This is a genomic window from Kribbella sindirgiensis (assembly GCF_004331435.1).
Classification (GTDB): Bacteria; Actinomycetota; Actinomycetes; order Propionibacteriales; family Kribbellaceae; genus Kribbella; species Kribbella sindirgiensis.
Map to the genome: position 1 here is coordinate 1 of NZ_SJKA01000019.1, position 26,223 is coordinate 26,223.

The 26,223-nt window shown below is 69.6% G+C and carries 28 protein-coding genes and 1 pseudogene; 15 read left to right on the forward strand and 14 right to left on the reverse strand.

The window, feature by feature from the left end; translation table 11 throughout:
- From E0H50_RS35275 to E0H50_RS35315, 9 genes and pseudogenes are all read left to right on the forward strand, one after another.
- Positions 1 to 187: pseudogene (locus E0H50_RS35275) on the forward strand (fructose-bisphosphate aldolase); the annotation flags it as partial.
- Positions 188 to 202: 15 nt separating this feature from the next.
- Entirely contained in the window at positions 203 to 1,060 is an 858-nt protein-coding gene (locus E0H50_RS35280) for a universal stress protein (protein ID WP_131295354.1), read from the forward strand.
- The gene (locus E0H50_RS35285) at positions 1,057 to 1,734 is read left to right on the forward strand and encodes a CBS domain-containing protein (RefSeq protein WP_202868473.1); all 678 of its coding nucleotides are present in this window, start codon (positions 1,057 to 1,059) and stop codon (positions 1,732 to 1,734) included. The genes E0H50_RS35280 and E0H50_RS35285 overlap by 4 nt, the downstream gene beginning before the upstream one ends.
- Before the next feature lie 93 nt (positions 1,735 to 1,827).
- Complete coding sequence (locus tag E0H50_RS35290; protein ID WP_131295355.1) at positions 1,828 to 2,583, forward strand: FAD:protein FMN transferase; 756 nt, start codon at positions 1,828 to 1,830, stop codon at positions 2,581 to 2,583.
- Complete coding sequence (locus tag E0H50_RS35295; protein ID WP_131295356.1) at positions 2,580 to 3,239, forward strand: response regulator transcription factor; 660 nt, start codon at positions 2,580 to 2,582, stop codon at positions 3,237 to 3,239. Before E0H50_RS35290 ends, E0H50_RS35295 begins: the two co-directional genes overlap by 4 nt.
- Positions 3,236 to 4,468, forward strand: coding sequence for a sensor histidine kinase (locus tag E0H50_RS35300; RefSeq protein WP_131295357.1), 1,233 nt, complete (start codon positions 3,236 to 3,238; stop codon positions 4,466 to 4,468). Before E0H50_RS35295 ends, E0H50_RS35300 begins: the two co-directional genes overlap by 4 nt.
- Positions 4,469 to 4,491: 23 nt before the next feature.
- Entirely contained in the window at positions 4,492 to 5,913 is a 1,422-nt protein-coding gene (locus tag E0H50_RS35305; protein ID WP_131295358.1) for a ferredoxin reductase family protein, read from the forward strand.
- Between the two features lie 13 nt (positions 5,914 to 5,926).
- The gene (locus E0H50_RS35310; RefSeq protein WP_238151589.1) at positions 5,927 to 6,427 is read left to right on the forward strand and encodes an FMN-binding protein; all 501 of its coding nucleotides are present in this window, start codon (positions 5,927 to 5,929) and stop codon (positions 6,425 to 6,427) included.
- Positions 6,428 to 6,551: 124 nt separating this feature from the next.
- On the forward strand, positions 6,552 to 7,043 hold the full coding sequence (locus E0H50_RS35315; RefSeq protein ID WP_131295359.1) for a DUF2231 domain-containing protein: 492 nt from the start codon (positions 6,552 to 6,554) through the stop codon (positions 7,041 to 7,043).
- A 5-nt stretch (positions 7,044 to 7,048) separates the two neighbouring features.
- On the opposite strand, the gene E0H50_RS35320 is transcribed toward E0H50_RS35315, so the two are convergent.
- From E0H50_RS35320 to E0H50_RS35380, 13 genes are all read right to left on the reverse strand, one after another.
- Entirely contained in the window at positions 7,049 to 7,549 is a 501-nt protein-coding gene (locus E0H50_RS35320; RefSeq protein WP_131295360.1) for a DUF1579 family protein, read from the reverse strand.
- On the reverse strand, positions 7,546 to 8,445 hold the full coding sequence (locus tag E0H50_RS35325) for a universal stress protein (RefSeq protein WP_131295361.1): 900 nt from the start codon (positions 8,443 to 8,445) through the stop codon (positions 7,546 to 7,548). The genes E0H50_RS35320 and E0H50_RS35325 overlap by 4 nt, the downstream gene beginning before the upstream one ends.
- Before the next feature lie 30 nt (positions 8,446 to 8,475).
- Positions 8,476 to 9,351, reverse strand: a complete 876-nt coding sequence (locus E0H50_RS35330) for a universal stress protein (protein WP_131295362.1) — start codon at positions 9,349 to 9,351, stop codon at positions 8,476 to 8,478.
- Complete coding sequence (locus E0H50_RS35335) at positions 9,348 to 9,977, reverse strand: hypothetical protein (RefSeq protein WP_131295363.1); 630 nt, start codon at positions 9,975 to 9,977, stop codon at positions 9,348 to 9,350. Before E0H50_RS35335 ends, E0H50_RS35330 begins: the two co-directional genes overlap by 4 nt.
- A gap of 69 nt (positions 9,978 to 10,046) precedes the next feature.
- Positions 10,047 to 11,753 carry a thiol reductant ABC exporter subunit CydC gene (gene cydC, locus E0H50_RS35340; protein ID WP_131295364.1) on the reverse strand — a complete coding sequence of 569 codons (1,707 nt, stop codon included), beginning with the start codon at positions 11,751 to 11,753 and terminating at the stop codon, positions 10,047 to 10,049.
- The gene (gene cydD / locus E0H50_RS35345) at positions 11,750 to 13,399 is read right to left on the reverse strand and encodes a thiol reductant ABC exporter subunit CydD (protein ID WP_131295365.1); all 1,650 of its coding nucleotides are present in this window, start codon (positions 13,397 to 13,399) and stop codon (positions 11,750 to 11,752) included. Before cydD ends, cydC begins: the two co-directional genes overlap by 4 nt.
- Entirely contained in the window at positions 13,399 to 14,409 is a 1,011-nt protein-coding gene (cydB, locus tag E0H50_RS35350; RefSeq protein WP_131295366.1) for a cytochrome d ubiquinol oxidase subunit II, read from the reverse strand. Before cydB ends, cydD begins: the two co-directional genes overlap by 1 nt.
- A gap of 9 nt (positions 14,410 to 14,418) precedes the next feature.
- Positions 14,419 to 15,807, reverse strand: a complete 1,389-nt coding sequence (locus E0H50_RS35355) for a cytochrome ubiquinol oxidase subunit I (RefSeq protein WP_131295367.1) — start codon at positions 15,805 to 15,807, stop codon at positions 14,419 to 14,421.
- A gap of 90 nt (positions 15,808 to 15,897) precedes the next feature.
- A complete protein-coding gene (locus tag E0H50_RS35360; protein ID WP_131295368.1) occupies positions 15,898 to 17,262 on the reverse strand; it encodes an MBL fold metallo-hydrolase RNA specificity domain-containing protein in 1,365 nt (454 codons plus the stop codon).
- Positions 17,262 to 17,615: a hypothetical protein gene (locus tag E0H50_RS35365; protein WP_131295369.1), complete on the reverse strand. Its 354-nt coding sequence runs from the start codon at positions 17,613 to 17,615 to the stop codon at positions 17,262 to 17,264. The genes E0H50_RS35360 and E0H50_RS35365 overlap by 1 nt, the downstream gene beginning before the upstream one ends.
- Before the next feature lie 73 nt (positions 17,616 to 17,688).
- A complete protein-coding gene (locus E0H50_RS35370) occupies positions 17,689 to 18,411 on the reverse strand; it encodes an ABC transporter ATP-binding protein (protein WP_131295370.1) in 723 nt (240 codons plus the stop codon).
- The gene (locus E0H50_RS35375; RefSeq protein WP_202868474.1) at positions 18,404 to 19,444 is read right to left on the reverse strand and encodes a FecCD family ABC transporter permease; all 1,041 of its coding nucleotides are present in this window, start codon (positions 19,442 to 19,444) and stop codon (positions 18,404 to 18,406) included. Before E0H50_RS35375 ends, E0H50_RS35370 begins: the two co-directional genes overlap by 8 nt.
- Positions 19,434 to 20,510, reverse strand: a complete 1,077-nt coding sequence (locus tag E0H50_RS35380) for an ABC transporter substrate-binding protein (protein ID WP_202868475.1) — start codon at positions 20,508 to 20,510, stop codon at positions 19,434 to 19,436. Before E0H50_RS35380 ends, E0H50_RS35375 begins: the two co-directional genes overlap by 11 nt.
- 198 nt (positions 20,511 to 20,708) lie before the next feature.
- Here E0H50_RS35380 and E0H50_RS35385 point away from each other — a divergent pair, with 198 nt between their 5' ends.
- From E0H50_RS35385 to E0H50_RS35410, 6 genes are read left to right on the forward strand one after another with little or no spacing between them, the layout of a single operon-like run.
- Positions 20,709 to 20,945: a HypC/HybG/HupF family hydrogenase formation chaperone gene (locus E0H50_RS35385; RefSeq protein ID WP_165547409.1), complete on the forward strand. Its 237-nt coding sequence runs from the start codon at positions 20,709 to 20,711 to the stop codon at positions 20,943 to 20,945.
- Positions 20,942 to 22,063 (forward strand): 4Fe-4S dicluster domain-containing protein, encoded by a 1,122-nt coding sequence (locus tag E0H50_RS35390; protein ID WP_131295374.1) that lies wholly within the window; start codon positions 20,942 to 20,944, stop codon positions 22,061 to 22,063. The genes E0H50_RS35385 and E0H50_RS35390 overlap by 4 nt, the downstream gene beginning before the upstream one ends.
- A complete protein-coding gene (locus E0H50_RS35395) occupies positions 22,050 to 22,874 on the forward strand; it encodes an FAD/NAD(P)-binding protein (RefSeq protein WP_202868476.1) in 825 nt (274 codons plus the stop codon). Before E0H50_RS35390 ends, E0H50_RS35395 begins: the two co-directional genes overlap by 14 nt.
- Positions 22,874 to 23,623 (forward strand): NADH-quinone oxidoreductase subunit B family protein, encoded by a 750-nt coding sequence (locus E0H50_RS35400; RefSeq protein ID WP_131295375.1) that lies wholly within the window; start codon positions 22,874 to 22,876, stop codon positions 23,621 to 23,623. Before E0H50_RS35395 ends, E0H50_RS35400 begins: the two co-directional genes overlap by 1 nt.
- Positions 23,620 to 24,912 carry a Ni/Fe hydrogenase subunit alpha gene (locus E0H50_RS35405; protein ID WP_131295376.1) on the forward strand — a complete coding sequence of 431 codons (1,293 nt, stop codon included), beginning with the start codon at positions 23,620 to 23,622 and terminating at the stop codon, positions 24,910 to 24,912. Before E0H50_RS35400 ends, E0H50_RS35405 begins: the two co-directional genes overlap by 4 nt.
- Positions 24,909 to 25,352: a hydrogenase maturation protease gene (locus E0H50_RS35410; RefSeq protein ID WP_131295377.1), complete on the forward strand. Its 444-nt coding sequence runs from the start codon at positions 24,909 to 24,911 to the stop codon at positions 25,350 to 25,352. Before E0H50_RS35405 ends, E0H50_RS35410 begins: the two co-directional genes overlap by 4 nt.
- Here the strand turns inward: E0H50_RS35410 and E0H50_RS35415 are convergent.
- Entirely contained in the window at positions 25,345 to 26,103 is a 759-nt protein-coding gene (locus E0H50_RS35415) for a DUF6390 family protein (RefSeq protein ID WP_202868477.1), read from the reverse strand. The genes E0H50_RS35410 and E0H50_RS35415 overlap by 8 nt on opposite strands.
- Positions 26,104 to 26,223: the final 120 nt, after the last annotated feature.

A 26,223-nucleotide genomic window follows, 5' to 3' on the forward strand; every position in this document is an offset into this window, starting at 1 on the left:
GTTGGTGCTGGTTTCGGGTGGGGAGCGTGCTGGTGACGACGCGATGTATCGCAAGGCTGAGCAGGCGATGGATGCGGGCGGGCTCGGGTGCATTTTCGGGCGGAATGTGTGGCAGCGGGGGTATGACGAGTCGCTGGCGTTCGTCGACGGCCTGAAGGAAATCCTCGTCCAGCACCCCAGCGACTGAAAGGAATCCCCAGGAATGACTGCGATGAAGAAGTACGTCCTCGTCGGTGTGGACGAGACGCCCGAGAGCCAGGTCGCGCTGCGGTGGGCCGTCGATGCGGCCGAGGCGCGCGATCTGCCGGTGCGGGTGATTCGTGCGTACCTGAACGAGGTCAGCCGGTGGCCGGCGCTCGGGGTCGAGGGTTATGTGCCGCCGCCGATGCCGCTCGACAAGTACCAGCACGAGCTCGACGCCGCGGTGCAGTACGCGCGCGACCGGCTCGGGTACGAGGGCGGCTCGGGCTGGCTTGCGAGTGAGGATCCGTCGACCGCGATCCTGACCGAGGCCGGCGATGCGGAGATGATCGTGGTCGGGACCAGATCGCGGAACAAGGTGTCGGCGGCCGTTCTCGGCTCGGTGGCGACCGCGGTGTCCGCGAAGGCGCCGTGTCCGGTGGTTGTGGTGCGCGGTGAACGCCGTACGGGACCTGTTGTCGTGGGCACCGACGGGTCGCCGGATTCCGAGGACGCCGTGACGTTCGCGTTCGAGGAGGCGGCTCGCACCGGTCAGCCGCTGCGGGTCGTGTACTGCTGGCAGCCGCAGGCGGAACATGCCGCGTCGATCGACAGCACCGAGGAACTGCTGCAGAACTGGCTCGCGGAGAGTCTCGCGTCGTACCGGGACAAGTTCCCCACGGTGGCGGTACGCGCGTCCGTCTTGGACGGACGGGCGAGCACCCGGCTCATCAAGTTGTCGAAGAAGGCTTCGCTCGTCGTTGTCGGCTCCCGTGGCCGGGGCGGCGTTACCGGCTTGCTGCTGGGATCGGTCAGTCAGAGCCTTCTTCATCACGCGGACTCGCCGGTGGCGATCGTCCGCCGGTCCAAGGAGTCATGATGCGTCACTTCCTGACTGTCTCCGACGTGATGACCAAGAACGTCGTCACCGTCGCTGAGGACACGTCTTTCAAGGCGGTCGCCGCCGTCCTGGCCGAGCACCAGATCAGCGCCGTGCCTGTGCGTGGTGCGTACGGCGAGGTAGCCGGCGTGGTGTCGGAGACGGACCTGCTGCACAAGGAGGAGTTCCAGCGGACGCCGCGACGTGTCCTGCCGTGGACGCACCGCAAGGCCCGCTCGAAGGCAGCGGCGCTGACCGCGGGGAGCTTGATGACCAGCCCTGCGGTGACCATCGAAGGTGGCTGCACTCTGGATGAGGCTGCCCGGCTGATGGCGGCCCGTGAACTGACCCGGCTGGTTGTGACCGACGGCGACGAGCTGGTGGGGATCGTGGCCCGGTCGGACCTGCTGCGGGCCTTCCTCGGCACGGACGAGGAACTCCTGGCCCGGGTACGGCGCGACGTCGTCGACCGCCACCTCTGGGACGACCCGCTGGCCGTCGAGGTCTCCGTCCGGGAAGGCGTCGTGACACTGAGCGGACAGGTGGACAAGCGCAGTACAGTCGCGTTCGCCGAGCACTTGGTTGCCGGTGTCGACGGAGTCGTCGGCGTACAGAACGAGCTGTCCTGGAGAGTCGACGACACGACCCGCCCCACCGGCGCAACGTTCTACTAGGCCGAAGAAGTCCGGTGGGTGAGCTGATGCGGCAGCTCACCCACCCCTTGGTGTCGAGATGGTGCGTCGCGGCGGGCGGCGTACCGTTGCCGCATGACGTCGCGGCGGACTTGGGTCGAGCAGATCATGGGGCTGCCGGTCAGCGTGCTCGCCCGTGGCGAGGGTGCTGGGTCCAGCGGGGCGGACACGGCAGTGCGGGAGGTGTTCGCCGAGATGGTCGAGGTCGATCGGGCGTTCTCCCCGTTCCGGGACGCCAGTGCGGTGAGTCTGCTGGCGCGGGGCGAGGTGAGTTGGGATCGTGTTGATCCGGTGGTCCGGGAGGTTGCCGACCGATGCGTTGCCGCGCGGGAGCTGACCGGTGGGTTGTTCGACGCGGACGTCCCTCGTGGCCGGTGGGACCCCTCTGGACTGGTGAAGGGGTGGGCGGTCGAGCGGGCCGGCGAGCGGCTGCGGAAGATCAGCGACGTGGATTGGTGCCTGAACGCCGGCGGCGACGTGCTCGTGGTGTGTCCGAGCGGTGCACCGTTCATGGTAGGCATCCAGGATCCCCGGGACCCCAGCGGCGTGGCCGCGGTCCTGCCGCGGACCGGGGGATCCGTGGCGACGAGCGGGACAGCGGCTCGCGGTGCGCACCTCTACGACCCACGCACCGGGCGCGCGGTGCGGACGCGATGGATGTCGGTGTCGGTCAGCGGTCCGTCGCTGGAGTACGCCGACGTGCTCGCGACCGCCGCGTTCGTCGCGGCGGACGACTGGCCCCGGGTCGTCGGTTCGCTGCCGGGCTACGAGGGCCTCGGGATTCTTGCTGACGGCAACCTGTTCGCGACCTCCGGGTGGTCGGTGGGATGACGGCCGGGATCCTGCTCGTCGAGGACGATGCCGACCTCGCCCGGCTTCTCGAGCGGGTACTCACCGACGAGGGGTACGCGGTGACGCTGGCTGCCGACGGGCACAGAGGCCTGCACCTCGCCCTGACGCAACCGGTGGACGCGATGATCGTGGATCGTCGCCTGCCTGCCGTGGAGGGCCTGGACCTGATCGCCCGGCTGCGCAGTCGCGGGGTCGGCACGCCGATCCTGGTGCTCTCCGCACGGAACAGCACCGCGGATCGGGTCGAGGGGCTCGACGCCGGCGCCGAAGACTACTTGACCAAGCCGTTCGAGCTCGCCGAGCTGCTGGCTCGGGTCCGCGCGCTGCTCCGCCGTCACCTGGATCACGCCGTCGAGCTTGCGGTACCTGGTGGATCACTGGACCTGGCCGGCCGGATGGTGCGACGGTCCGACGGCGGGACGGTGGAGTTGTCCGAGCGGGAGGCGGCGCTGCTCGGACTGCTGGCGGCGCGGCCGGGGGCCGTGTTCAGCCGGGCTGAGCTGCTCGGCCGCGTCTTCGATGACGCCGAGTCGGAGTCCGTTGTCGACACCTACGTCCACTACTGCCGCCGGAAGGTCGGGCGCGACGTCATCAAGACAGTGCGCGGGCTCGGATACCGGTTGGGGAAGTTGTGAGCGGCCGGCTGATCGGTGACGAGGTGCTGGTACGGCGAGCCTCCCGCGGGGTGGCCGTACAGGCTGCGGCTCTGGTCGCGCTGGCCATGCTGGCGCTGATCGCCCTGGTCACTGCGGTCGTTGTCCGCGGTCAGGCAGGCGCAGCGGACGATCTTCTTCGGTCGGCTGTCGCGACGGCCGACGACGTGGGCGATCCGCCGGCTGGGACCTGGCTGGTCATGGTGGGCCCGACCGGCACGACCACTTCACCAGGTCTGCCCGGCGAACTTCTGCCTGAGCTGGACGCACTGCGGGTCCGTGCAACTGGACAGATCCGCTTGACGACGGTGGAGAACGATGGCGGCGAGTACCGCATTGCCAGCGGTCTGACCAAGGACGGGCCGGTGCAAGCGGTGCTGGACCTGGAGACCGCCCACAAGGAGCGTGCCCGTCTCCTGCAGGCGATGGGGCTCGCGGCCGTGCTCGGGCTGTTGCTGGCCGGCCTGCTGGGCGTGCTGATCGGGCGGCGCGCCGTACGGCCACTGGCGGAGGCGCTGACCTTGCAGCGGGCCTTTGTGGCAGACGCCGGGCATGAGCTGCGGACACCGCTGACGCTGCTGAGTACGCGAGCACAGGTTCTCGAGAGGGCCCTGCGCCGCAGCGGTGCCGGCGACGAGCTGCTGCGCGACGCGGGTGGTGTGGTCGGTGACTCTCGCAGACTCGCCGAGATCGTCGACGACCTGCTGGCCGCGGCCGATCCGCGGGGTGCCGAGAGCCAGGAGCTGGTCGACCTGGTGCGGATCGCACAGGACGTTGCCGCGGCGGTGGAGGCTCATGCCGAGCAGACCGGCGTACGGCTGCGGTGGACGGCGGACTCCGGCACCGCGCCGGCGCTCGGGTCGGCGAGTGCGATCCGACGGGCAACGATGGCGCTGGTCGACAACGCGATCGACCACACGCCACGCGACGGTGAGGTGCGAATCACCGTACGGCGGCAGCGCGCTGACGTGATCCTCGCGGTCAGCGACACCGGTCCCGGGATCGGTCCGGAGGCCGGCGGGCGGGTCTTGCGGCGGTTCGACTCCGGTGGTCATCGGGCCGGGCGGAAGCATTACGGCCTCGGTCTGGCACTCGCCCACGACGTCGCGAACCGGCTCGGCGGGCAGCTCCGCCTGGTGCCCGGCGACATCGGCGCGACGTTCGAACTCGTGCTGCCCGCGGTCGCGGAAGGCGGTCCAAGGAAGGTCTAAGAATCCGCGGCCATTGTCGGAGCATGACGTACCGCGGTCCAGCAGAAGAGGTCATCCGGCCGCGGACCACGCATGTCCGGAGACGGGCACCCCGGACGCCGGTGTGGTGGCGTGACGTGGTCGGCATCCTGTGCTGGGCGACCGTGCTGGTAGTGGTCTGGCTGTGGGTGTCCGGGCGGGGTGTGCAGACGCTGCTGAACGGTCCGGCCGATCTGCTCACGTCTCTCGGGCGGTTGTCCGGCCTGGTGTCCGCGGATCTGCTGCTGGTGCAGGTGTTCCTGATGGCGCGGGTGCCGATGATCGAGCGGAGCTACGGACAGGACGATCTGGCGCGCCGCCACCGGCTCGCCGGGTTTTGGTCGTTCAACCTCCTGCTGGTCCACATCGCCTTGATCCTCGTCGGCTACACGCTGCGCGATCACAGCACCGTGTTGCGTGAGACGTGGACCGTTGCCACGACGTACGGCGGCATGCTGCTGGCGACTGCGGCGGCTGTCGCGCTGACGCTGGTGGTGCTGACCTCGGTCAAGGCCGCGCGGAAGGCACTGCGGTACGAGTCGTGGCACTTGCTGCACCTCTACGCTTACCTCGGAGTCGGGCTGTCCGTCCCGCACGAGATCTGGACGGGTGCTGACTTCGCGACGTCTCAGGTGGCGCGTCTGTACTGGTGGTCTGCGTACGGCCTCGCTCTCGGCGCGACCGCGCTGTACCGGCTGGCGCTGCCGGTCTGGCGCACACTGCGGCACGGGCTCACCGTGCGTGAGGTGATCCACGAGACGCCCGGTGTGGTGACCGTGCTGATCGGCGGGCGCAGACTGCACCGGATGCCGGTCCGGGCCGGGCAGTACTTCGTGTTCCGGTTCCTCGACGGTCCGGGCTGGTCACGGGGCAACCCGTACTCGCTGTCCGCTTCGCCTGCGCCGGACCGGCTCCGCGTGACCGTGAAGGCCGCGGGTGAGGGCAGCAGCCGGCTGGCCGGGTTGCGGCCCGGAACGCGGGTTGCCGTCGAGGGGCCGTACGGCCGGCTGACCGCGGAGCGGCGGGTCACCGACCGGGTCGCGTTGTTTGCCTGCGGCATCGGCATCACCCCGTTGCGGGCGCTTCTGGAGGAGCTCGACTACCGGCCGGGCCACGCGATCCTCGTCTACCGCGCGCACAGCCGGGCCGACCTGGTGTTCCGCTCGGAGCTCGAGCAGTTGGCGCGCGTTCGCGGCATCACTCTGCACTGGCTCCTCGGCGGCCGGCCGGGCACGCGATCGTCGTGGCTCCCGGAGAGCGCCGCATCGTGGTCCGACGAGGACGCCGTACGCCAGGTGGTGCCCGGGATCGAGCAGTACGACGTGTACGTCTGTGGGCCCGATCGGTGGATGGACGCGATGTGCGCGGCTGTGTGCGCTGCTGGGTTGCCGGCGAACCAGTTGCATCAGGAACGGTTCTCGTGGTGAGAGGAGAGCGTGCGTGAGGCGCGGGATCAGACTGTGGATGACGGTCGCCTCCGCGGCGGTGGTCGCCGTCGCGTTCCGGGCGAGCATGCAGACGCACCTGACCGTCGGAGGCGCCGCGGTCGTCAGCTCGGCGTCGCCGGTGGCGCGGCCGTCCCCGCGGCCATCGTCGCCGGGGCACCGGACGCCGAGGCCGCCTACTGCGGGCGCCGGCACCGGGCAGGCGTCGGCGGTCGTGGTGACGGGCGGGGTCGTGGACACGCAGTACGGGCCGGTCCAGGTCGAGATCACCGTGCGCGGCGGGCGGATCACCAGGTCGCACGCGGTGCAGCACCCGAGCGGCGACGGGCGGACCGACCAGATCAACAGCTTCGCGGTCCCACAACTCGACCACGAGACGGTGACGGTGCAGAGCGCGCGGATCGACACGGTCTCCGGAGCGACCTTCACCTCGGAGGGATATCGCCAGTCCTTGCAGTCCGCACTCGACGCCGCGCACCAGGCCGGTGCGAGATGACAACGCATACGAAGCGGTTGCGGCGCAACCTCCTGGTCGGCGGGATCACCGCCGTACTTCTCGTTCTGCTGTTGCTCTACCCGACGAGCCGGAACCTCCGGACACTCGAACAGAAGGAACCTGAATGCAGACTGTCAACGGCCTCCCGGCCCACGTTCTCCTCGTGCACGCCGTAGTCGTTCTCCTCCCGCTGTCGGCGGCGATCCTCGCTCTGACCGCGAGCTGGCCGGCCGCCAGGCGCCGGCTCGCGGGTCCGAACGCGATCCTCGCCGCGCTCGTCGTCGCACTCGTACCGATCACCACCAGCGCGGGCGAGTGGCTCGAGCACCGTGTCGCACCGAACCCGCTGATCCGCCGGCACGCCGAGCTGGGTGACACGGCCATCTACGTAGCTGTCGGAGTCGCGGCACTGGCGGTCGTGGTCTGGTGGCGGCAACGGGAGAGCACTGCGGGGACCGCGACGAAGCGTACGTTCCTCGCGCCGGCCTCGAACGCCGTCACCGTGGTGGTGACCGTGGCCGCTGTCGTGGTCTCGGCTGTCGCGGTCTACGACGTCGTCAGGATCGGCGACTCCGGCGCCAAGGCCAGCTGGAACAACTGGGCCGCCCGGCCCTGACGTCGTCAGCTGATCGTCGTGCACACATACCGTTCGACCAGTTCGAACGAGCCGCCGTCGACGGAGACCTCGTTGCGCCAGATCATCGTCTCGTCGTCGACGATGTGCCAGAGCAGCTGAGTGCGGAGGCGTGGGCGGCCGATGCTGCGGAAGGTGAGCAGATGGCCCTCGATGTGGCCGGCCAGCAACTCGAGGTGTCCGTAGTTGTCCGCCACCGATGCGCGGTACTCCCCGGCCTGAGGGTCCCAGCCGGCGACCCAGTGCAACTGCCAGCGGAGGACGAAGGAGCCGTCGGGAAGATATTGGTCCTGCTGATACTCGCCGACGATCCAGAGCCCGTTCTGGATGGTGTGGTGCCGGCCTTCACCGGTCGCCGTCATCGCCGGGCTGCCGGGTCCCACGGCGCCGGCCCGGATCGTGCCGGTCCAGCGGACGTCGCGGTGGAAGCGGGCGAGTCGGGTCATCTCCTGACCGGCGTGGAGTGGTTGCGGGATCGAGATGGTCACTGCGTGCCTCCTGACGTGGCCGGAAAGCGAGGTGTTTCGGGGTGGTGGACGACGGCGACCGGGCAGTGCGAGTGGTAGAGAAGACCTCGCGCGACGGAACCCATGCGGAGTTCGGAGAACGCCGTACGGCCGACGCCACCGACCACCACGAGGTCGGCGTCGTGCGACTCGCGCGCCAGGACGAGCACCGGGTGGTCGGTGACGCCGCGATGCTGGACGGAGACGTCGGGGTACTTGGCGGTCCAGCCGGCGAGCGTCTCCATCAGCAACTCGTCGGCCGCGTCGACCCACGGTCGCCGCGTCGGGTCGAACCAGTTGTTGGGGTCCGGGTAGGTCTCCCGGAGCTCGATCGCGTGGACGCCGAGGATCTCCGCGCCGGTCACGTGCGCCAGTTCGAAGGCGAAGCGGAGCGCGTCCTGACCTTCGACGGAGCCGTCGACGCCGACGACGATCCGCTGGTGTGCGGGTGCCGCGGGTTGCCAGACGTCCGGGACGACGATCAGCGGGACGTGCGTCGCGAGCGCCGTACAGACCTGCGACGTCGAGCCGAGCACGAGTTCGGCGAAACCGCCCATGCCGCGCCGGCCGACGACCAGCGCCTGCGAGTGTTCGGACAGGTCGAGCAGGACCTGTGCGGGATGACCGTGCCGGACCTCGAGTGTGCCGGCGCGGAAGCCGATCCGGTCGAGTTCCTGGAGAGAGTCGTCCAGTACCTCGCTGCCGTCGTCGGGCCCATCGGGCAGGTAGCCGGCAGCGACCTGCGGTTGGTCGTCGACGACGTAGACCGCGTGCAGGGGCGCCCGACGTACGGCGGCGTACCCGGCTGCCCAGGTCAGCGCGATGAGGCCGTCGCGGGATCCGTCGATTCCCACCAGTACCGGCAGTTCGGCAGCCATGGCGCCTCCTGAGGGGCCTGTGCGTCGCGGTCAGCGGACGATGGCGATCGGGCAGTGGGTGTGGTGCAGCGCGCTCTGACCGACCGATCCGAGCAGCAGACCGGTGAAGCCGCCCCGGCCGCGTGACCCGACGACCAGCAGGTCGGCGGATTCGGAGCGACGGACCAGTGCCTGCGCTGCCGAGCCGGTGACGAGTTCGGCTGTCCACTCGACGTCAGGGTGGTCGGCGGCCGCGCCGGCCACGGATTCCGCGATCAGCAGCCGGGACTCCTCGCGGACCTTCTCCTCGTCGAACTGCAGCATCGACGCGCCGTCGGCGTACGTGAGGAAGGGACTTGTCCACGCGTGGACGGCGACGACCCGGGCGTGCCGGGCATCGGCCTGGTCGAAGGCGAAGTCGATGGCCTTGGCCGAGGTCTTCGAACCGTCCACGCCGACGACGACGGTGGGGCGTTCGTGCGCGTGGGCGCGCAGGTCGTGGGGGATCACGACGACCGGGCACTGCGCATGGGTGGTGACCTGGACCGCGACCGATCCGACCAGAAGACCGCTCCAACCGCCGAGGCCGCGGGACCCGAGCACGACCATACGGGCGTCTTCGGCAGCCTCGATCAGGACGTGCGCCGCGGAGCCTCCGACGAGGCTGGTCTCGACCACGAGGTCCGGGTGGTGCAGGCGGATGCCCTCGGCCACCGCGTCGAGCCCTTTCTGGCGCGCGGCGCGGACCGCATCGAGCGGTACGACGGTCCCGGGCGACGGGCGGGTGACGATGACGAGCTCGAAGGCTCCGACGAGTCGCAGCGGGGCCATCGTCCGGACGGCCTCGGTGGTCGCCCAGTGGAGTGCGCTCTGGCTGCCGGTGGAACCGTCGTACCCGACGACGATCGGGGCGGTCTGCGTGTTCATGAGGATCTCCCTCGTCCAGTTCGTTCGGTGCGCTCACCGAAGCGGATCAGTGTGTGGTTCAGGCAGTCGGCGCGGACGTCGCGCGACGTGGCGGTGAGCAGGACCCGCTGGAGTGCGATGCCGGCCTGGAGCTGGTCCGCGGGTTCGGCGCCGTGCGTGACGACGACTGCCAGCGAGTCGACCGGCAGCCAGGTGAGGTTGGCGTCCTCGATCGCCGCGGCCCGCTCGAGCATTCGCCGGTCCTGCTGGTCCGGTGGCCTCGGCGGCCGGGCGAGGTGCCGCGACAGGATCGCGGCGTACAGTTCCTGCAGTTCCAGGTCGGGCAGGCCGGTGGGCTCGACGACGATCCGGGCCGCGAGCCCAGGCTCGTGCGGGTACGGGTAGAGGCTGACCCAGCTGTCGAAGCTGAGTGAGGCGGCGGCGCACCGCAGGTTGAAGACCGCGGCGCCGGTTGCGACCCGCTGGATCCTTGCGACCGCGTCAGCTGTGGCCTCGTCGAGGTAGACGTCGATCAGATGACCGTTGACTTCGACGCGCCAGGGGCGCGGGACATGCAGGCCCGGCGCGGCCTCGGCTGCGTGCAGCAGAACACCGAGCGCAGTGGGCGTCAGTTGGTCGGTCAGCATCGGCCACCTCCCTGGCGTGCAGTTCCTCCGATTCCAGGATCTGCTCGGTGCCGTGCTGCGGACAGCGACCTACGTCCCGGGACGGGCGGGCCGTTCGGCTCTCAGAAGCGGCGAGAAAGGCTCTGCGAGATCGAGGATGTCGTCGACGGACTCGAGGTCTCGGTGGCGGTGGGTGATCAGGAGGGTGGCCCGCCCCTCGGTGGCCCGGGTGATGTCGCGGATCAGTTCGTCGGCGGTCGGGGCGTCGAGGTGTGCGGTGGGTTCGTCGAGGATGAGTACGGCGGGGTCCGCCAGCAGTGCCCGGGCGAGGACCAGGCGCTGGCGTTCTCCGCCGGAGATGCGTGCCCCGCGTTCGCCCACGGTGGTGCCCAGGCCGCTTGGTTGCCGCCGTACCCAGGCGCCGAGACGGACCCGGTCGAGCACGTCGAGCAGTTCCTCGTCGGTGGCGGCGGGTTCGCCGATCAGGAGGTTCTCGCGGATGGTGGCGTCGAAGACGTGGTCGTCCTGCCCGCACAACACGACAAGCCGACGGTACGACGCTTCGTCGAGCTCGGCCAGGTCAGTTCCGGCGAACGTCACCCGGCCGGCCTCCGGCGCGAGAAACCCCATGAGCGCGGCCGCCAGCGTGCTCTTCCCTGAACCGCTGGGCCCGATGAGCCCCACCCGACGCCCGGGGTGGAGGTCAAGGTCGACTCCGGCCAAGGCCGGGGTGCCGGCACCCGGCCAGCGGACTGTCAGCTGCCGTGCAGACAGCGTGCCTGCCTCCGCGTCGCGGTCGAGTTGGGGGCTCCAGGCAACCGACGGATTGGGGAGGTCGGCCAGGGCCCGGAGTCGTTCGGCGGCCTGCCGGCCGCGGACCAGGTGGCGTGCCGCGGCCGGCAGCGGGGTGACGAGCTCGAACGCGGCCAGCGGTGTGAGGACCAGAACGGCGAGTACGACGCCGGCGATCCGTCCGTCGCGGACCGCGGGGACACCGACCAGGATCTCGCCGACCACGGTGCACGCGAGTGCCGTGTTCGCCACCGCCGCGCCGACCCCGTTGGAGAACGCCGAGCGCTGAAGGATCCTGGTCAACCGGCCGTCCTGGCGCCGGATCTCCTGCAGCCGCTGATCGGTGGCCCCGTAGGCGGTCAGGTCTGCGAGGCCGGTCAGCAGTTCGTGGACGCTGGTGGTGAGCTGTGACCGGACTGGTGCGAATCGACGTTCGGTCCGGGCGGACAGGAGGAGTGAAGCCACTGGTGCGCCGAGCCCCGCGGCGGCCAGCCCGATCAGCAGGACGGCCCCGGCGGCCGGCAGGAGCGTCGTGAGCAGCGCGACTGTTGCGGCACCGGTGATCAGGCTGACTGCGATCGGGAGCAACGCACGGACGAGCAGGTCCTGGATGGCGTCGACGTCGCGCGTGACGCGGGTGAGCAGGTCTCCGGCGCGCGTGCCGCCGAGCCCGGCGGGTGCGGCTCGATCGAGGTCGATCCACGCTTGGACCCGCGTGCGGCCGAGGACCCGGAACGCGGCATCGTGGCCGACGAGGCGTTCGGCGTACCGAAGGACTCCGCGTCCGATGCCGAACGCGCGGACCGCGACGATCGCCACCGTGAGGTACAGCACGGGCGGATGCTCGGCCGCGCGTGAGATCAGCCAGGCGGAGGTGGCCATCAGCCCGATCGAGCAGGCCATCGCGAGCACACCGAGCAGAGCGGCGGCAACCAGCCGCTTGAGCTCTGGCCGTACGACGTCACTCAGCCAGCGAAAGGTGGTGACGGAGCCGGTCGGCGTCATGCGGTCACCGCCGTAAGGTCGAGCCGGATCACGTGGTCGCAGAGCTCGAGGAGAGCGGGGCGGTGCGTGACGAGGACGACGGTCCGGCCGGCGAAGGCGTGCGGAAGGGACTCGAGGAGTGCCTGCTCGGTGGCGGGATCGACGCTCTCGGTCGGTTCGTCGAGGAGCAGCAGGGGAGCGTCGCGGAGGATCGCCCGCGCGAGCGCGATCCGGCGTCGCTGACCGGCCGACACCCCGCCGCCCCGCTCGCCGAGCATCAGGTCCAGCGGTACGTCGACCCGCGCCGAGCGGGCCGCCCGCCGTACGGCGAAGTCGCTGCCGAGCTCACCGCTGAGTCTGCCGGTCGACGTCGTGCCGAGCTTGATGTTGTCGGCGACGGTTCCAGCGAACAGGGACGGGTCCTGGCTCAGCCAGGCGACGTTCTGCCGCCAGCGGAGCAGGTCGGCCTCCGCGAGATCGATGCCGCCGGCAAGGACCTGGCCCCGGTCGGGTCGGATCGTGCCGAGCAGCAGGCCGAGCAGCGTTGACTTCCCGCCACCGCTCGGGCCGACGATGCCCGTGACCACGCCGGGCGGGATCGTGAGCGTCAGGTTGTCGATCGCCGGCTCGCCCGCATCCCGGCTGTGCACGGTGACGTCCTGCAGGACAATCGGGGCGGCCGGGTCCGCGAGCTCGTGGCCGGGCTCTGGAATCACCTGTTCGATGACCTCGAACAGCTCGTCGGCGGCGGCGAGGCCCTCGGCGCTGGCGTGGTAGTGGGCACCGAGCAGGCGCAGGGGCAGGTAGGCCTCGGGCGCGAGGATCAGGACCAGGAGGGCGGTCTCCAAGGGGAGTCGCCCGTCGACGAGCCGCAGGCCGACGGAGACGGCGACGAGTGCGACGGAAAGGGTCGCGACGAGTTCCAGGACGAGGGACGAGAGGAAGGCGATCCGCAGCGTGGCGAGCGTCGTACGGCGCTGCCGGTCGGCGAGCCGGCGGATCGTCTCGACCTGGGCGCGGGAGCGGCCGAACACCTTGAGGGTCCCGATCCCCGCGAGGACGTCGAGGAAGTGGTGGGCGAGTGTCTGCAGGGTCGCCCACTGACGCGCGGTCGCCGCTTTGGTGGTGAGCCCGACCAGGACCATGAAGATCGGGATCAACGGCAGCGTCACGATGACGATCACCGCGCTGAGCCAGTCGGCGGTCAGCATCCGGGCGGCGACCACGAGCGGGACGACGCCGACGAGCACGAGCTGCGGCAGGTACCGCGAGAAGTAGTCGTCCAGGGTGTCGATGCCGCGGGTCGCGAGGGTGGTGAGTTCGCCGCTGCGTTCCCCGGTCAGCCAGCGCGGGCCCAGGGCGACGATCTTGTCGAGGAACCGCAACCGTAGCTCGGACTTGACCGCGGCGGAGCACCGTTGCGCCACGACCTCGGCGATCCAGGAAAGTGCGGCTCGGCCGATCAAGGTGGCTGCCAAGGCGATCACCCGGCCGCGGAGGCGGTCGAGGTCGAGCCCGCCGAGGAATGCGTCGGCGATGATGCCGGCCAGCAGCCAGGCCTGAAGCAGGATGAGCACGGCCTGCGCGGCACCGGTCACAGCCGACAGCACCAGGAAGATCCTGGTGCCGCGGGTGTGGCGAAGCAGCCTGCCGTCGACAGCCGGCATCAGGCCACCGTGACCTGGGGGATGTCGTCGCGGGTGAGCCGCCGGCGGAAGACCCAGTAGGTGTAGCCCTGGTAGGCCAGCACGATCGGCGTGAAGATCACCGCGACCCAGGTCATGATCTTCAGCGTGTACGGCGTCGATGCGGCGTTCGTCGTGGTGAGGCTGAACGCCGGGTCGGTCGTGGACGGCAGGACGTTCGGGTAGAGCGTGACGAACAGGGTCGCGGCGGCGAGCGCGATCGTGGCCGCCGTACCGAGGAAGCCGAGACCGTCACGGCCGGCTCGCGAGGCGAGAATGCCGCCGAGCAGGCACACGGCCGCCAGCAGTGCAAGGACCCAGGTGAGCCACGATCCGTCGTACGACTGGGTCCAGATCAGGAACGCGGCCGCCAACGGGACGGCCGCCGCGCCCAGGGGCAGGACCAGCGCACGGGCCTGGTCACGGACCGCGCCGTGTGTCTTCAGTGCGAGGAAGATCGCGCCGTGCAGCGCGAACAGGACGAGCGTGGTCAGGCCGCCGAGCAGGGCGTACGGGTTCAAGAGGGTGAAGAAGTTGCCGGTGTAGTCGTGGTTGGCGTTCAGCGGTACGCCGCGAACGATGTTGGCCAGCGCGACGCCCCAGAGCAGGGCCGGTACGGCGCTGCCGATGACGATCGCGAGGTCCCAGCGCCGGTGCCAGGCGGCGTGCTGCAGCTTGTTGCGGTACTCCAGGGCAAGTCCCCGCACGATCAGGGCGACCAGGATCACGAGTAGGGCCAGGTAGAAGCCGGAGAACAGGCTCGCGTACCAGAACGGGAAGGCGGCGAACGTCGCGCCGCCGGCGACCAGCAGCCAGACCTCGTTGCCGTCCCAGACCGGGCCGATGGTGCGCAGCGTGACCTGACGGTCGACGGGATCGTCCTTGGCGACAACGGGCAGCAGCATGCCGACGCCGAAGTCGAAGCCCTCGAGCACGAGGTAGCCGGTCCACAGGACCGCGATCAGCAGGAACCAGATGTCGGTGAGTTCCATGGAGACTCCTCAGTACAGGAAGGCGGCGTCGGGCTCGGCCGCTTCCGCATCGGGTTCGGCGGGTGCGGTCCGGGCGAAGCGGAGCAGCAGGAGCACCTCGATCACCGCGAGGACGCCGTACAGGACCGTGAAGGTGATCATCGAGGTGAGCACCGTTCCGGCGCCGACGGTCGGCGAGACGCCGTCGCGGGTCTGCATCAGGCCGAACACGATCCACGGTTGCCGGCCCATCTCGGTGAAGATCCAGCCGAAGCTGTTCGCGGCGAGCGGGAGCACCGGCAGGGCGATCGCGGACCTCACCAGCCATCGTGATGGTGATCTGTCCGGCCGGCGGATGTACCACAAGGCGATCAGCGCGATCAGCGCGGACAGTGCGCCGAAGAGGATCATCAGCCGGAACGTCCAGTACGTGACCGGGATGTTCGGTTTGTAGCTGCCTGGGCCGAAACGTTCCTCGTAGGCCTTCTGCAGGTCGTTGATTCCTTCGACCTTGCCGTTCCATGTGCCGGTGGCGAGGAACGACAGCCCGTGCGGCACGGTCACCGACCAGACCTCGCGCTGGCCGTCGAGCGACCCGATCGTGAGCAGGGAGAAGCCCGCCGGCTCGGAGGTCTCGTACAGGGCTTCGGCCGCGGCCATCTTCATCGGCTGGGTCTCGGTCATGATCTTGCCCTGGATGTCGCCGGTCACGAGGACGGCGAGGGCGGCGACCAGGACCGTCACGGAGCCGAGCTTGACGGCGGGACGGAACAGCTCTTTCCGTTCCTTTCCGCCGCGCAGCACGTGCCACAGCGCGATCCCCAGCATGAAGGCGCCGGCGGTCAGGAAACTGGCGGAAATCGTGTGCGGAAACGTCACCAGTGCGACTTTGTTGGTCAGCACCGCGCCGAAGTCCTGCAGCTCGGCCCGTCCGGTCGCTCGGTTGTAGGTGTAGCCGACCGGCCACTGCATCCAGGAGTTGGCGGCCAGGATGAAGTACGCCGACAGCTGGGTGCCGATGGCAACGAGCCAGATCGAGGCCAGGTGCACCTTCTTGGGCAGCCGGTCCCAGCCGAAGATCCAGAGCCCGAGGAAGGTGGACTCGAGGAAGAAGGCGAGCAGGCCCTCGATCGCCAGCGGGGCGCCGAAGATGTCGCCGACGAACTTCGAGTAGTCGCTCCAGTTCATCCCGAACTGGAACTCCTGGACGATGCCGGTGACGACGCCGATCGCGAAGTTGATCAGGAACAACTTGCCCCAGAACTGGGTGAGCTGCCGGTACTTCACCTTCCCGGTCCGGTACCAGGCCGTGTGCAGGCCGGCCACGAGGGCCGACAGGCCGATGGTGATCGGCACGAACAAGAAGTGGTAGACGGTGGTGATCCCGAACTGCCACCGTGCCAGGTCGATCGCATCCATGGACCTCAGCGTCGCGGTCCGCGCCCCTGACGTCCTAGAGGCAAAGGTCCCGGTGGACGGGACCCAACGACACTGGCCGGGGATTCCTGATCAGATCCTGACCCGCTCGAGGTGGCCGGGTGTGGCTGTGGTCCAGTCGAGCTCGTCCTGGATGCGGCGGGCCAGCTCGGCGCGGGCGTGGTCCTCGCCATGGACGACGTACACGGTCTCCGGCGCGCTCGGCGCTGCCGACAGCCAGCTGATCAGTTCGTCGGAGTCGGCGTGCGCGGAGAACTCGGACAGCCCGACGACCTGTGCGCGGACCGGTATGTAGCGGCCGTGGATCTTGATCGAGCGGGCGCCGTCGAGCAGGGCGCGGCCGCGGGTGCCGGGGACTTGGAAGCCCGGGAGGATCACGGTGTTTCGCTTGCTGGGCAGGAGCCGGGCCAGGTGGTACAGGACCCGCCCGCCGGTTGCCATCCCGGAGGCGGAGATGACGATCGACGGCCGGCCCGGATCGCTGATGCGCATCGACTCCTCGACCGAATGGACCAGGCGCAGGGTGCCGGGGTCGAACGGGTCCGGTCCGCCGAGGATCTCGGGGCGGAGCTCGGGTGACTTGTTCGTGACGGCCGCGCGGTAGACGTTCAGGGCGGCCAGCGCCATCGGGCTGTTGACGTAGACGGGGAGCCGAGGGATGAGGTCGGCCCGCATCAGGCCGGCGAGCTCGTGCAGGAGGACCGCCGTACGGTCGATCGCGAACGCCGGCATCAGTACGACGCCGCCTCGCGCCGCGGTCGTGCTGATCAGGCGGCCGAGCTGGGCGTGGTCGAGGGGCTGGTGGCGCCGATCGCCGTACGTCGCCTCGACCAGGACCGTGTCGACGGCCGGCGGAGGCTCCGGTGGGCGCAGGAGTGGATGCTGCCGGCGGCCGAGATCGCCGCTGACCAGGAGCCGCCGGCCGTCGACCTCGAGTTCGGCGAAGGCCGAGCCGAGGATGTGGCCGGCGCGGTGCAGAGTCACCGTTGCCGCGCCGAGGTCGGTGCGGCCGTCGGCGGGGCGGAACAGCCTGATGGCCCGTTCCGCGTCCTCGGTGTCGAACAGCGGCTGCGGCGGGTCGTGCCGGGAGTAGCCGCCGGCGCGGGCGTGCTGAGCGTCCTCCATCTGCAGGTGGGCGGCGTCGCGCAGGACGATCGCCGCGACGTCCGCCGTACCGGGGGTGCAGATCACAGGACCGCGGAATCCTTCCCGGACCAGGCTCGGCAGGTAGCCGCAGTGGTCGAGGTGTGCGTGCGTGAGGACGACGGCGTCGAGCGACGCCGGGTCGACCGGGAACGGGTCCCAGTTCCGCCGGCGCCACCGGGCCTCGCCCTGGAACAGGCCGCAGTCGAGCAGGATCCGGCGCCGGTCCTGCTCGAGCAGGAACTTGCTACCGGTTACCGTCCCGGCCGCGCCGAGGAACGTGAGGGTGCTCATCAGACGTCTTCAGGGGTTCGCTCGAAGCGGAGGGCAACCCGGCTGAGGGCGCGCAGCGCGGCGACCGTCTCAGCGATCTCGCGGTGGGACTCCGTGGGGTGAACGGTTCCGAACAGGTCGTCGCGCAGCTTTTCCAGACGACCGAGCAGATGCTCGATCTCGTCGGCGACGACCCCGTTGTGCGACTGGGTCGCGGTGAGCATCGGCAGGATGCGTCCGCGGAAGGCGAGGATGGTGTGCTGGGCCTCGGCCAGCCGGCGCTCCTCGAGGAACCAGTTGTCGGTGCTGCTGGTGTCGGTGATGTTCGCGAGGTCGGCCTCCCAGCGGTCGATCTCCTGGCGCAACGTGCTCATCGCTACTCCTCCCGATGGCTCTCCGTCTTCAGATTGGCCCGACGGGAGGTGGCGGCGCTGCAGGCAACAGTCCCTAGCTCAGAGGCCGTTCGGCCGTGCGGTGCGCGGAGCCCGGCCAGGCACCGATGTCGATGCCGTACAGCTCGTTCAAGGTGTCGTCCTGCAGCAGCCTGGTTGCCGGTCCTACGCGAACGTCGTCGGGGCCGAGCAGGAGGACAACGGTGTCCGCGAGGTATCGCGCGTGGTCGGGTTGATGCGTCGTCAGCAGCACAGCCATCTGCGCGTCGGCCAGTTCCCGTAGCAGGGTCAACAGACGGCCTTGGTTACGGAGGTCGAGCCCCGTGGCCGGCTCGTCGAGGACCAGGATGCGGGTGCCGGAGGCGACGGCGCGCGCGATGCGGACGAGTTGTTGCTGGCCGCCGCTGAGTGAACTGAACGGCGTGCCGGCCAAGTCGAGTATGCCGACGCGTTCCATCGCATCCCTGGCAGCGGCGTGGTCGCGTCGGCCGGGAGTGGCGAACGTAGGCACGTTCCGCACGCGTCCCATCAGGACCATGTCCACGACCCGGTACGCGAACGTCGACTGGTGTGCCTGTGGGACGAAGGCCGCCGGTGTGCTTCGCCGTACCGCTCCCGCTTGTGGCGACAGCAGACCCGCTGCGCACCGCAGTAGCGTGGTCTTGCCTGAGCCGTTCGGGCCGAGTACGGCGGTCACGGTGCCGGCGGGCACCGAGAATGTGACGTCACGGAACAGCCACCGGGTGTAGCGGTAGCCGACTCCGGCGAGTTCAAGCATCGTCCCAGATCCTGTTCCGGTGCCGCCGCAGCACGACGAAGAACGCCGGCGCACCGAGGAGGGCGGTGAGGACGCCGAGCGGTATTTCGCCGGCGGTGACCGTTCGGGCGAGAGTGTCGATCAGGATGAGGTACGCCGATCCCATCAGGAACGTGACGGGGAGCAGGACCCGATGATCTGGACCGACCCACATCCGCGCGAAATGCGGCACGACCAGGCCGACCCAGCTGACGACTCCGCTCACGGCAACGGCTCCCGCGACGATCAGCGCTACCGCGGTCAGCAGCAGCCACCGCGTCCGGCCCGGCCGCATCCCGAGCGCGGCGGCCTCCTCGTCGCCGAGCGACAAGACGTTGACCCGCCAGCGCAGCAGCAGCAGGACGAGCGTGCCCGCGAGCACCGGACCGACGGCGATCAGAACCTTGCCGTACGACGCACTCGCCACGCTGCCGAGCAACCAGAAGACGATCGTCGGCAACTGGTCGTACGGATCGGCGACGTACGTGGTCAGCGACACCAGCGCGGAGAAGAACGAGCCGGTGACGACTCCGGCCAGCACGATCATCAGAACGGGGGTGATACCGCGGGTGATCGTCACGGCGAACACCAGGACCAGCGCGACCAGGCCGAAGCCGAAGGCCGCGCCGACCAGGACTGTGGTGCCGAGCCCGAGCAGGAGTGCGAGCGCGCCGCCGAACGAGGCTCCGGACGAGACACCGATGATCTCGGGGCTGACGAGCGGGTTGCGGAAGGCGGCCTGCAACGCGGCACCGGCGATCGCCAGCCCGCCGCCGACCAGCAGCGCGAGCAGCACGCGTGGCAATCGCACGTACAACACGACGTTCTGATCCGCAGCGCTCAGGCCCTCGCCGCGGGACGTCAGGATCCGCACGACATCCGGCAGCGGCACCCCGAACCGGCCGACCGCGACCGCGCCGATCACCACACCGGCCAGTACGACGGCCATCGCCGCCACCGGCGGGACAGCGAGCCGCAGGGACCGCTCCGGAGCGACTGCGTCATCACGCGCCATGGAACTGCTCATAGCCGGCCGAGCCGTTGTTGATGTCCGACCAAAGGATCCGATCGAGCTGGGCGCCGGTGGTCTCGTGGTTGTAGAAGAAGCGATAGGAGTCCTTGATCTCCGCCCGAAGATCGAACCGTTCCTCGCCGGGAGCGGCCACCATCGACAACCAGCGCCACATCAGCGGGGACTCGTGGCTCGGCGGGTCCCAGCGGTAGCCGCCGAGCGGGACCTTGTACACGCGGCGATCCCTGACGGCACGGGTGTCCTTCCAGGCTCTCGAGCGGTACACGTCATCCGGTACGGCGTCGTCGAAGTTGCCCAGCAGGACGACGTCGGGGTCCCAGGCCAGCACCTGCTCGATGTCGACCGCGGCCATGCCCTCGCCCTGGAGACCGTTCGCGCCGGTTGCCGGGTTCACCGCACCGATGAGTTTGATGCAGTAGTCGTTGTAGGTGTTGTGGGTGGCGACCTTCAGTCCCTCGGTGAAACGGTTCAGGTAGAGCATCGACGGCTTGGCGGCCCTTCGCACGTCCGATGACCACTGGGCGAGGTTCTGGTGCATCCGCGCGAGCATCTCCTGGCCCCGGCCCGGCTTGCCGAGAGCGGCGGCGAAGAGGGCGATCCAGGATTCGAGGTCCCGCTGGGTGCCGTACTTGAGTCCGAGCACCGTGAGCCCGGCGTTCTCCAGCGGAGCGATGACGCCGGTTCCCTCGTCCGCCCACTGGACGATCAGATCGGGATCGAGCGCGAGGACGCTTTCGACGTTGGGGGAGAAGTCCTGCCCGGCGACGGCGTGCGGAATCTCCTTCGCCGCGGGAAAGATCTCGCCCAGGATTCCCTTCTGGATCGCGGTCCAGGACGCCTGGTGCATGCCGGCGATCCGCTGCACGCCTTGGTCGACCGCGATCAGCAACGACGCTGCCGGCATCGGGATCGTCACGACCCGGCGTGCGGGGTGGTCGAGTCGGAGCGTCGTGCCCCGTTGGTCCGTCACCTCGAGACCGGCCGCGGCGGAAGGGGCAGCGTCTCCACAGCCGTCGAGCACCAGAACGCCGCCCAACCCGAGGCCCATGGTTCGAAGGAACGAACGACGAGATCGGTCGGCCATGGCCCTCCTCGGTCGGCTGGTCCCTCAAGCCAACGGTGCCGGGCGGAGCGCTGACCAGGGTCTGAGGTCCCATCGGCAGAGGCCGGACGTCCCACGGCCGCGGTCGTACGGCCTCTGTCGGTCCCCGGCACCCGAGCAGAGACTCGGATCAGTGGAAGGAAGGTGAGACTCGTGTGCGTCGCGATTCCGGGGCTGGTCTTGGAGATCGTCTCCGCGGACGGGGTGCTGACCGGAGCTGTCGAGGTCGACGGACAGCGACGTACGGCGTCCTTCGCCTTCCTGCCGGACGTCGTGGTCGGTGAGTACGTCGTTCTGCACTCGGGGTACGCCGTCGCGCGGCTCGACGAGACGGATGCGCTGGTAACGCTGGATCTGATCAACGGGAGGGTCGGCGAATGAGTACCGCGACGATCGACGTAGACGGCCTCGGGCGACTGATCGACGTGCTGGCTGCCGACGGCTACCAGGTGATCGGCCCGACCGTGCGGGACGGCGCGATCGTGCTGGCGGAGCTCGACAGCGTCGACCAGCTGCCGTCCGGGTGGGGGGTCGAGGTCGGACCTGGGGAGTACCGCCTGCGCAAGCGTGCCGACACCGCGATGTTCGCGCACTCGGCCGGGCCGCAGTCGTGGAAGCAGTTCCTGCACCCGGCGCATCGCAAGCTGTGGTCGACCGATGCCGAGGGCAACGGGTTCGTCCCGGCCGTGGAGGAGGTGCCGAAGTACGCGTTCCTCGGTGTCCGCGGCTGCGACCTGGCGGCGATCGGCGTACTCGGAGGTGTGCTGGCAGGTGGCCGGCATCCGGACGGCTCGTACGTGCGCCGGCGCCCGTTGTTCGTGGTCGGGGTGAACTGCACCGAACCGGGCGGAGTCTGCTTCTGCGCGTCCATGGGCACCGGCCCGGCCGTGGGTCCCGGGTACGACTTGGTGCTCACCGAACTCGTGGACGACGACGGGCACCGTTTCGTGGTCGACGTCGGCAGCGCGCAGGGGCGCAGGATCTTCGACCGGGTGCCGTCGCGCGAGGCGCCGGCCGACGAGGTCGGCCTGGCGCAGGAAGCTGTGGCGTCCGCCGCGGGCCGGATGGGGCGCGAGATGCCCGCCACCGACCTGGCCGAGGTCGTGCGGGACAGCCGGGAGTCGCCGCTGTGGGACGACATCGCAGCACGCTGTCTCAACTGTGCGAACTGCACGCTGGTCTGCCCGACCTGCTTCTGTACGACGACCGAGGACGTCACCGATCTGACCGGGGAACACGCCGAACGCTGGCAACGGTGGTCGTCCTGCTTCGAACTCGACTTCTCCTATCTGCACGGTGGCGAGGTCCGGACGTCGGGCGCGAGCCGGTACCGGCAGTGGCTGAGCCACAAACTCGGCACCTGGTACGACCAGTTCGGCGGGTCGGGCTGCGTCGGCTGCGGTCGTTGCATCGCGTGGTGTCCGGTGGGGATCGATCTGACCGCGGAGGCGGCCCGCCTCTCCGCCGCCGCGAAGGGGAGCGTCGATGTGGACCGCTGAGCCGATGCTCCCGGTCCGGTACCGGGTGACCGACCGGCGCGCCGAGACCGCCGACTCGGCCACCTTGTGGCTCGAACCGGTCGACGAGCCGCTTCCGGCCATCGAGCCCGGGCAGTTCACCATGCTGTACGCGTACGGCGTCGGCGAGGTTCCGATCTCGGTCAGCGGTATCGAGGACGACACCCTCGTGCACACGATCCGGGCGGTCGGCGCGGTGAGCCGTGCTTTGCACGCTGCGCGGCCGGGCACCGTGATCGGTGCCCGTGGCCCCTTCGGAACCACCTGGCGGGTGGCCGACGCGATCGGCCGTGACCTCGTCGTCGTTGCCGGCGGCATCGGCCTTGCGCCGCTCCGTCCGGTGGTCGTGGCGGCGCTGGACCTGCGGCCGTCGTTCGCCGGTGTGACCGTGGTCGCCGGTGCGCGGGCCCCGGAGGAGTTCCTGTTCCGTGACGAGCTCGACGACTGGGCGAAGCGGGACGACCTCGAGCTGCGGCTCACCATCGACAAGCCGGCGCCCGGGTGGGACGGGCCGGTCGGCTTCGTCACCGAGCCGCTCGCCGAGGTCGCGGTGGATCCGCTGCGAACCGTCGCGTTCCTGTGTGGGCCGGAGCCGATGATGCGGTTCAGCGCGAATCTCCTGCTGCGCAAGGGTGTTCCGGCCTGTCGCATCCTGGTCTCGCTCGAACGGAACATGAAGTGCGGAGTGGGGCTGTGCGGGCATTGTCAGCTCGGCCCGGCCTTGCTCTGCCGGGACGGCCCCGTCGTCGACTACGCGTACGCCGAACCGCTGCTGAGCGTGAAGGAGCTGTGATGAGCACACCGACGTTGGGGGTCTGGAAGTTCACGTCCTGCGACGGCTGTCAGCTGACCCTGCTCGACTGCGAGGACGAGTTGCTCGCCCTCGCCGGCCAGGTGCGGATCGCCCAGTTCCTCGAGGCGTCGAGCGCTGTCGTTGGCGGCCCGTACGACGTGTCGCTCGTCGAGGGCTCGATCAGCACACCGGACGAGGCCGAGCGGATCCAGCGGATCCGGGCCGAGTCGCGGGTACTGGTGGCGATCGGCGCCTGTGCGACCGCCGGCGGGATCCAGGCGTTGCGGAACTTCGCCGATGTCGACGAGTTCCGGTCGGTGGTGTACGCCGCTCCGCAGTACATCGACACGCTGGCCACGTCGACGGCGATCTCCGAGCATGTGGACGTCGACTTCGAGCTGCGCGGGTGCCCGATCGATCGGCATCAGTTGCTCGAGGTGCTGACGGCGTACCTGGCTGGGCGCAAGCCGGACCTGCCGGATACCAGCGTGTGTACCGAGTGCAAGCGCCGAGGGCTCACCTGCGTGATGGTTGCCCACGGCACACCTTGCCTCGGGCCGGTGACGCATGCCGGCTGCGGTGCGTTGTGCCCGGCGTACGGGCGCGGCTGCTTCGGCTGCTTCGGGCCGATGACGAACCCCAATGTGCCGGCCCTGACGGCGCAGTTGCGGGTGCTGGGCATGGCCGAGGACGAGGTCGATCGGGTGTTCCGGACTTTCACCGTGAGCAGCTTCGAGAGGGAACGATGAGTCACCGGAGTCGGCAGCTGAAGGTCAGTTCGCTCGCCAGGGTCGAGGGGGAGGGCGCGCTGCGCGTGGTGGTCAATGACGGCACGGTGGAGCGTGCCGAGCTGCAGATCTACGAGCCGCCGCGGTTCTTCGAGGCGTTCCTGCGGGGGCGTAAGTACACCGAACCGCCGGACATCACCGCGCGGATCTGTGGCATCTGCCCGGTCGCCTACCAGACCAGCGCCTGCCTCGCGATCGAGGACGCGTGCGGGGTCGAGCTCGATCCGGCGGTCGCCGACCTGCGGCGGCTGCTGTACTGCGGCGAGTGGATCCAGAGCCACGCGCTGCACATCTATCTCTTGCACGCGCCCGACTTTCTCGGCTATCCGGACGCGATCGAACTGGCCAAGGACCATCGTGACGTGGTGGAGCGGGGGTTGCGGCTGAAGAAGGCCGGCAACGCGTTGATGGAATTGATCGGCGCCCGGGCGATTCACCCGATCAATGTCCGGGTCGGCGGCTTCTACCGCGCTCCCGCACGGGCCGAGCTGCAGGGTCTTCGGCCTCAGCTGAGCCAGGCGCTCCGGGACGCACTGGCCACCGTGCGGATGGTGTCCGGCTTCACCTTCCCGGACCTGGAGCTCGATCACGACCTGCTCGCGGTGCGGGTCCCGGACCGGTACGCGATCGAAAGCGGTGACCTGCACTCCACCAGCGGCCTGTCGTTTGCCGTCGGCAACTTCAGCGAACACGTCGTCGAGCGTCAGGTGGAACACTCGACCGCGCTGCACGCTGCCTTGGACAATCACCTGTACCTGACCGGTCCGCTGGCCCGGTACACCCTGAACCGCGCCAGGCTGCTACCGCTGGCCCGCGCCGCTGCAGTTGAGGCAGGCCTCGGCGTCGAGTGCCGCAACCCGTTCCGGAGCATCGTCGTCCGCGCCGTCGAGGTCGTCTACGCCCTGGAGGAGGCGCTGCGGCTGCTCGATGCGTACGTCGTGCCGGATCGCCCGTACGCCGACGTCGTACCTCGGCCCGGGGTGGGCCACGGGGTGAGTGAGGCGCCGCGTGGGCTGCTGTATCACCGGTACGAGCTCGACGAGGACGGCCTGATCCGGTCGGCGGTGATCGTGCCACCGACGTCGCAGAACCAGGCGGCGATCGAGGACGATCTGCGCCGCGTGGTCGGCGCGAACCTGGACCTCGACGACGGTCGGCTGACCGCGCTGTGTGAGCAGACCATTCGCAACTACGACCCGTGCATCTCCTGCTCGGCGCACTTCCTCGATCTGACCGTGGAGGGTCGATGACAGCGGTCATCATTGGCATCGGCAACGAGTACCGGCGCGACGACGGTGTCGGGCCGGCGCTCGTGGCGGCCATCGAGCCGTGCCTGCCGGACGGCGTTCGAGCGGTGCTGTGTGACGGTGAGCCGGCGGCGCTGCTCGACACCTGGGCCGGTGTTCCGCTGGCGATCGTGGTCGATGCCGTGCAGTGCGAGCCGTCCAGTCCCGGCACGATCCACCGGTACGAGACGGGTGAGGTACCGGGACATCCGGGGTCGGCCAGTACACACGCGCTCGGCGTACCGGACGCGCTGCGGCTGGCTCAGGCGCTCGATCGGGTGCCCGATCGGCTCGTGGTGTACGCGGTGGAGGCCGCGGACGTCGGTTTCGGGACCGGGCTGTCGGATCCGGTCCAGCTCGCGTTTCCCGAGCTTGTCGAGGCGGTGCTGGCCGAGGTCAGATGATGGCTCGGTGATGCGCGGGCTCGAGTGCGTCGCCGGTTGAGGGACGGCCGAGGGCGTTGTTGACGAGCGAGAGCTGCTCGTCGGTGATCCTTCGCAGGTTCTCGCGTTGAGCCGGTGTCAGCACGCCGCAGATCCAGTTCCAGTGCACCGATACCTGACTGCCGAGATCGACCGGCTGGTGGAGTTTCAGGTGCCGTGCGACAGGTTCGCCGAGCCGTAGCCTGCCGGAGTCGTACCGCAGGGGGCGGATCCGTACAACGGCGGTGTCGCCGGCCGCCGCGAGTACCGTTCCCCAGGAGATCCGGCAGCTGTCGAGGACGCGCAACGGCTCGTCGGCGCGGTTGCGGAGCAGGCCGACCCACGGATAGACGGCGAACACGTGGAAGTTGTGGTGCGGCCGGCCGCCGAGCACGGCCAGCGTGGCCGGATCTCTGAGGTGTGCTGGTGTGAATCGGTCGGTGAGATGCGCGGCCAGTAGCTTGCCGTTGACACAGTCCAGCAGGCGATTGCCGATCCAATACGCCTCGACGACCCGGGCGTCCAGTGGGTCGCGTCCCGAGGCGGCGGCGATCAGGCTCAGGTACGGCCATGCGCCGTGGAACTGGCGGGCCAGCGCGACGAGTCCGCGGTCGGTTGTCCCGGTGCCGACGTACTCCAGAAGTTCCTGCGAGTCGTCGGGACCGCAATACCCGAGCGCGTTCGGCGGATAGGCGTACTGCGCGAACAGCAACGGCCCGCTGACGTCGACCATGAGTCGATCGTCGGGCGGATGACGCCGCGGATCACCGGGTCGGCGGTCACCTGTCGCCAGGACCTTCGGCCCTTGTTTGCGGGCGCCGTCCCGCGACACCTCCGATCGGGCCCTTCGTGC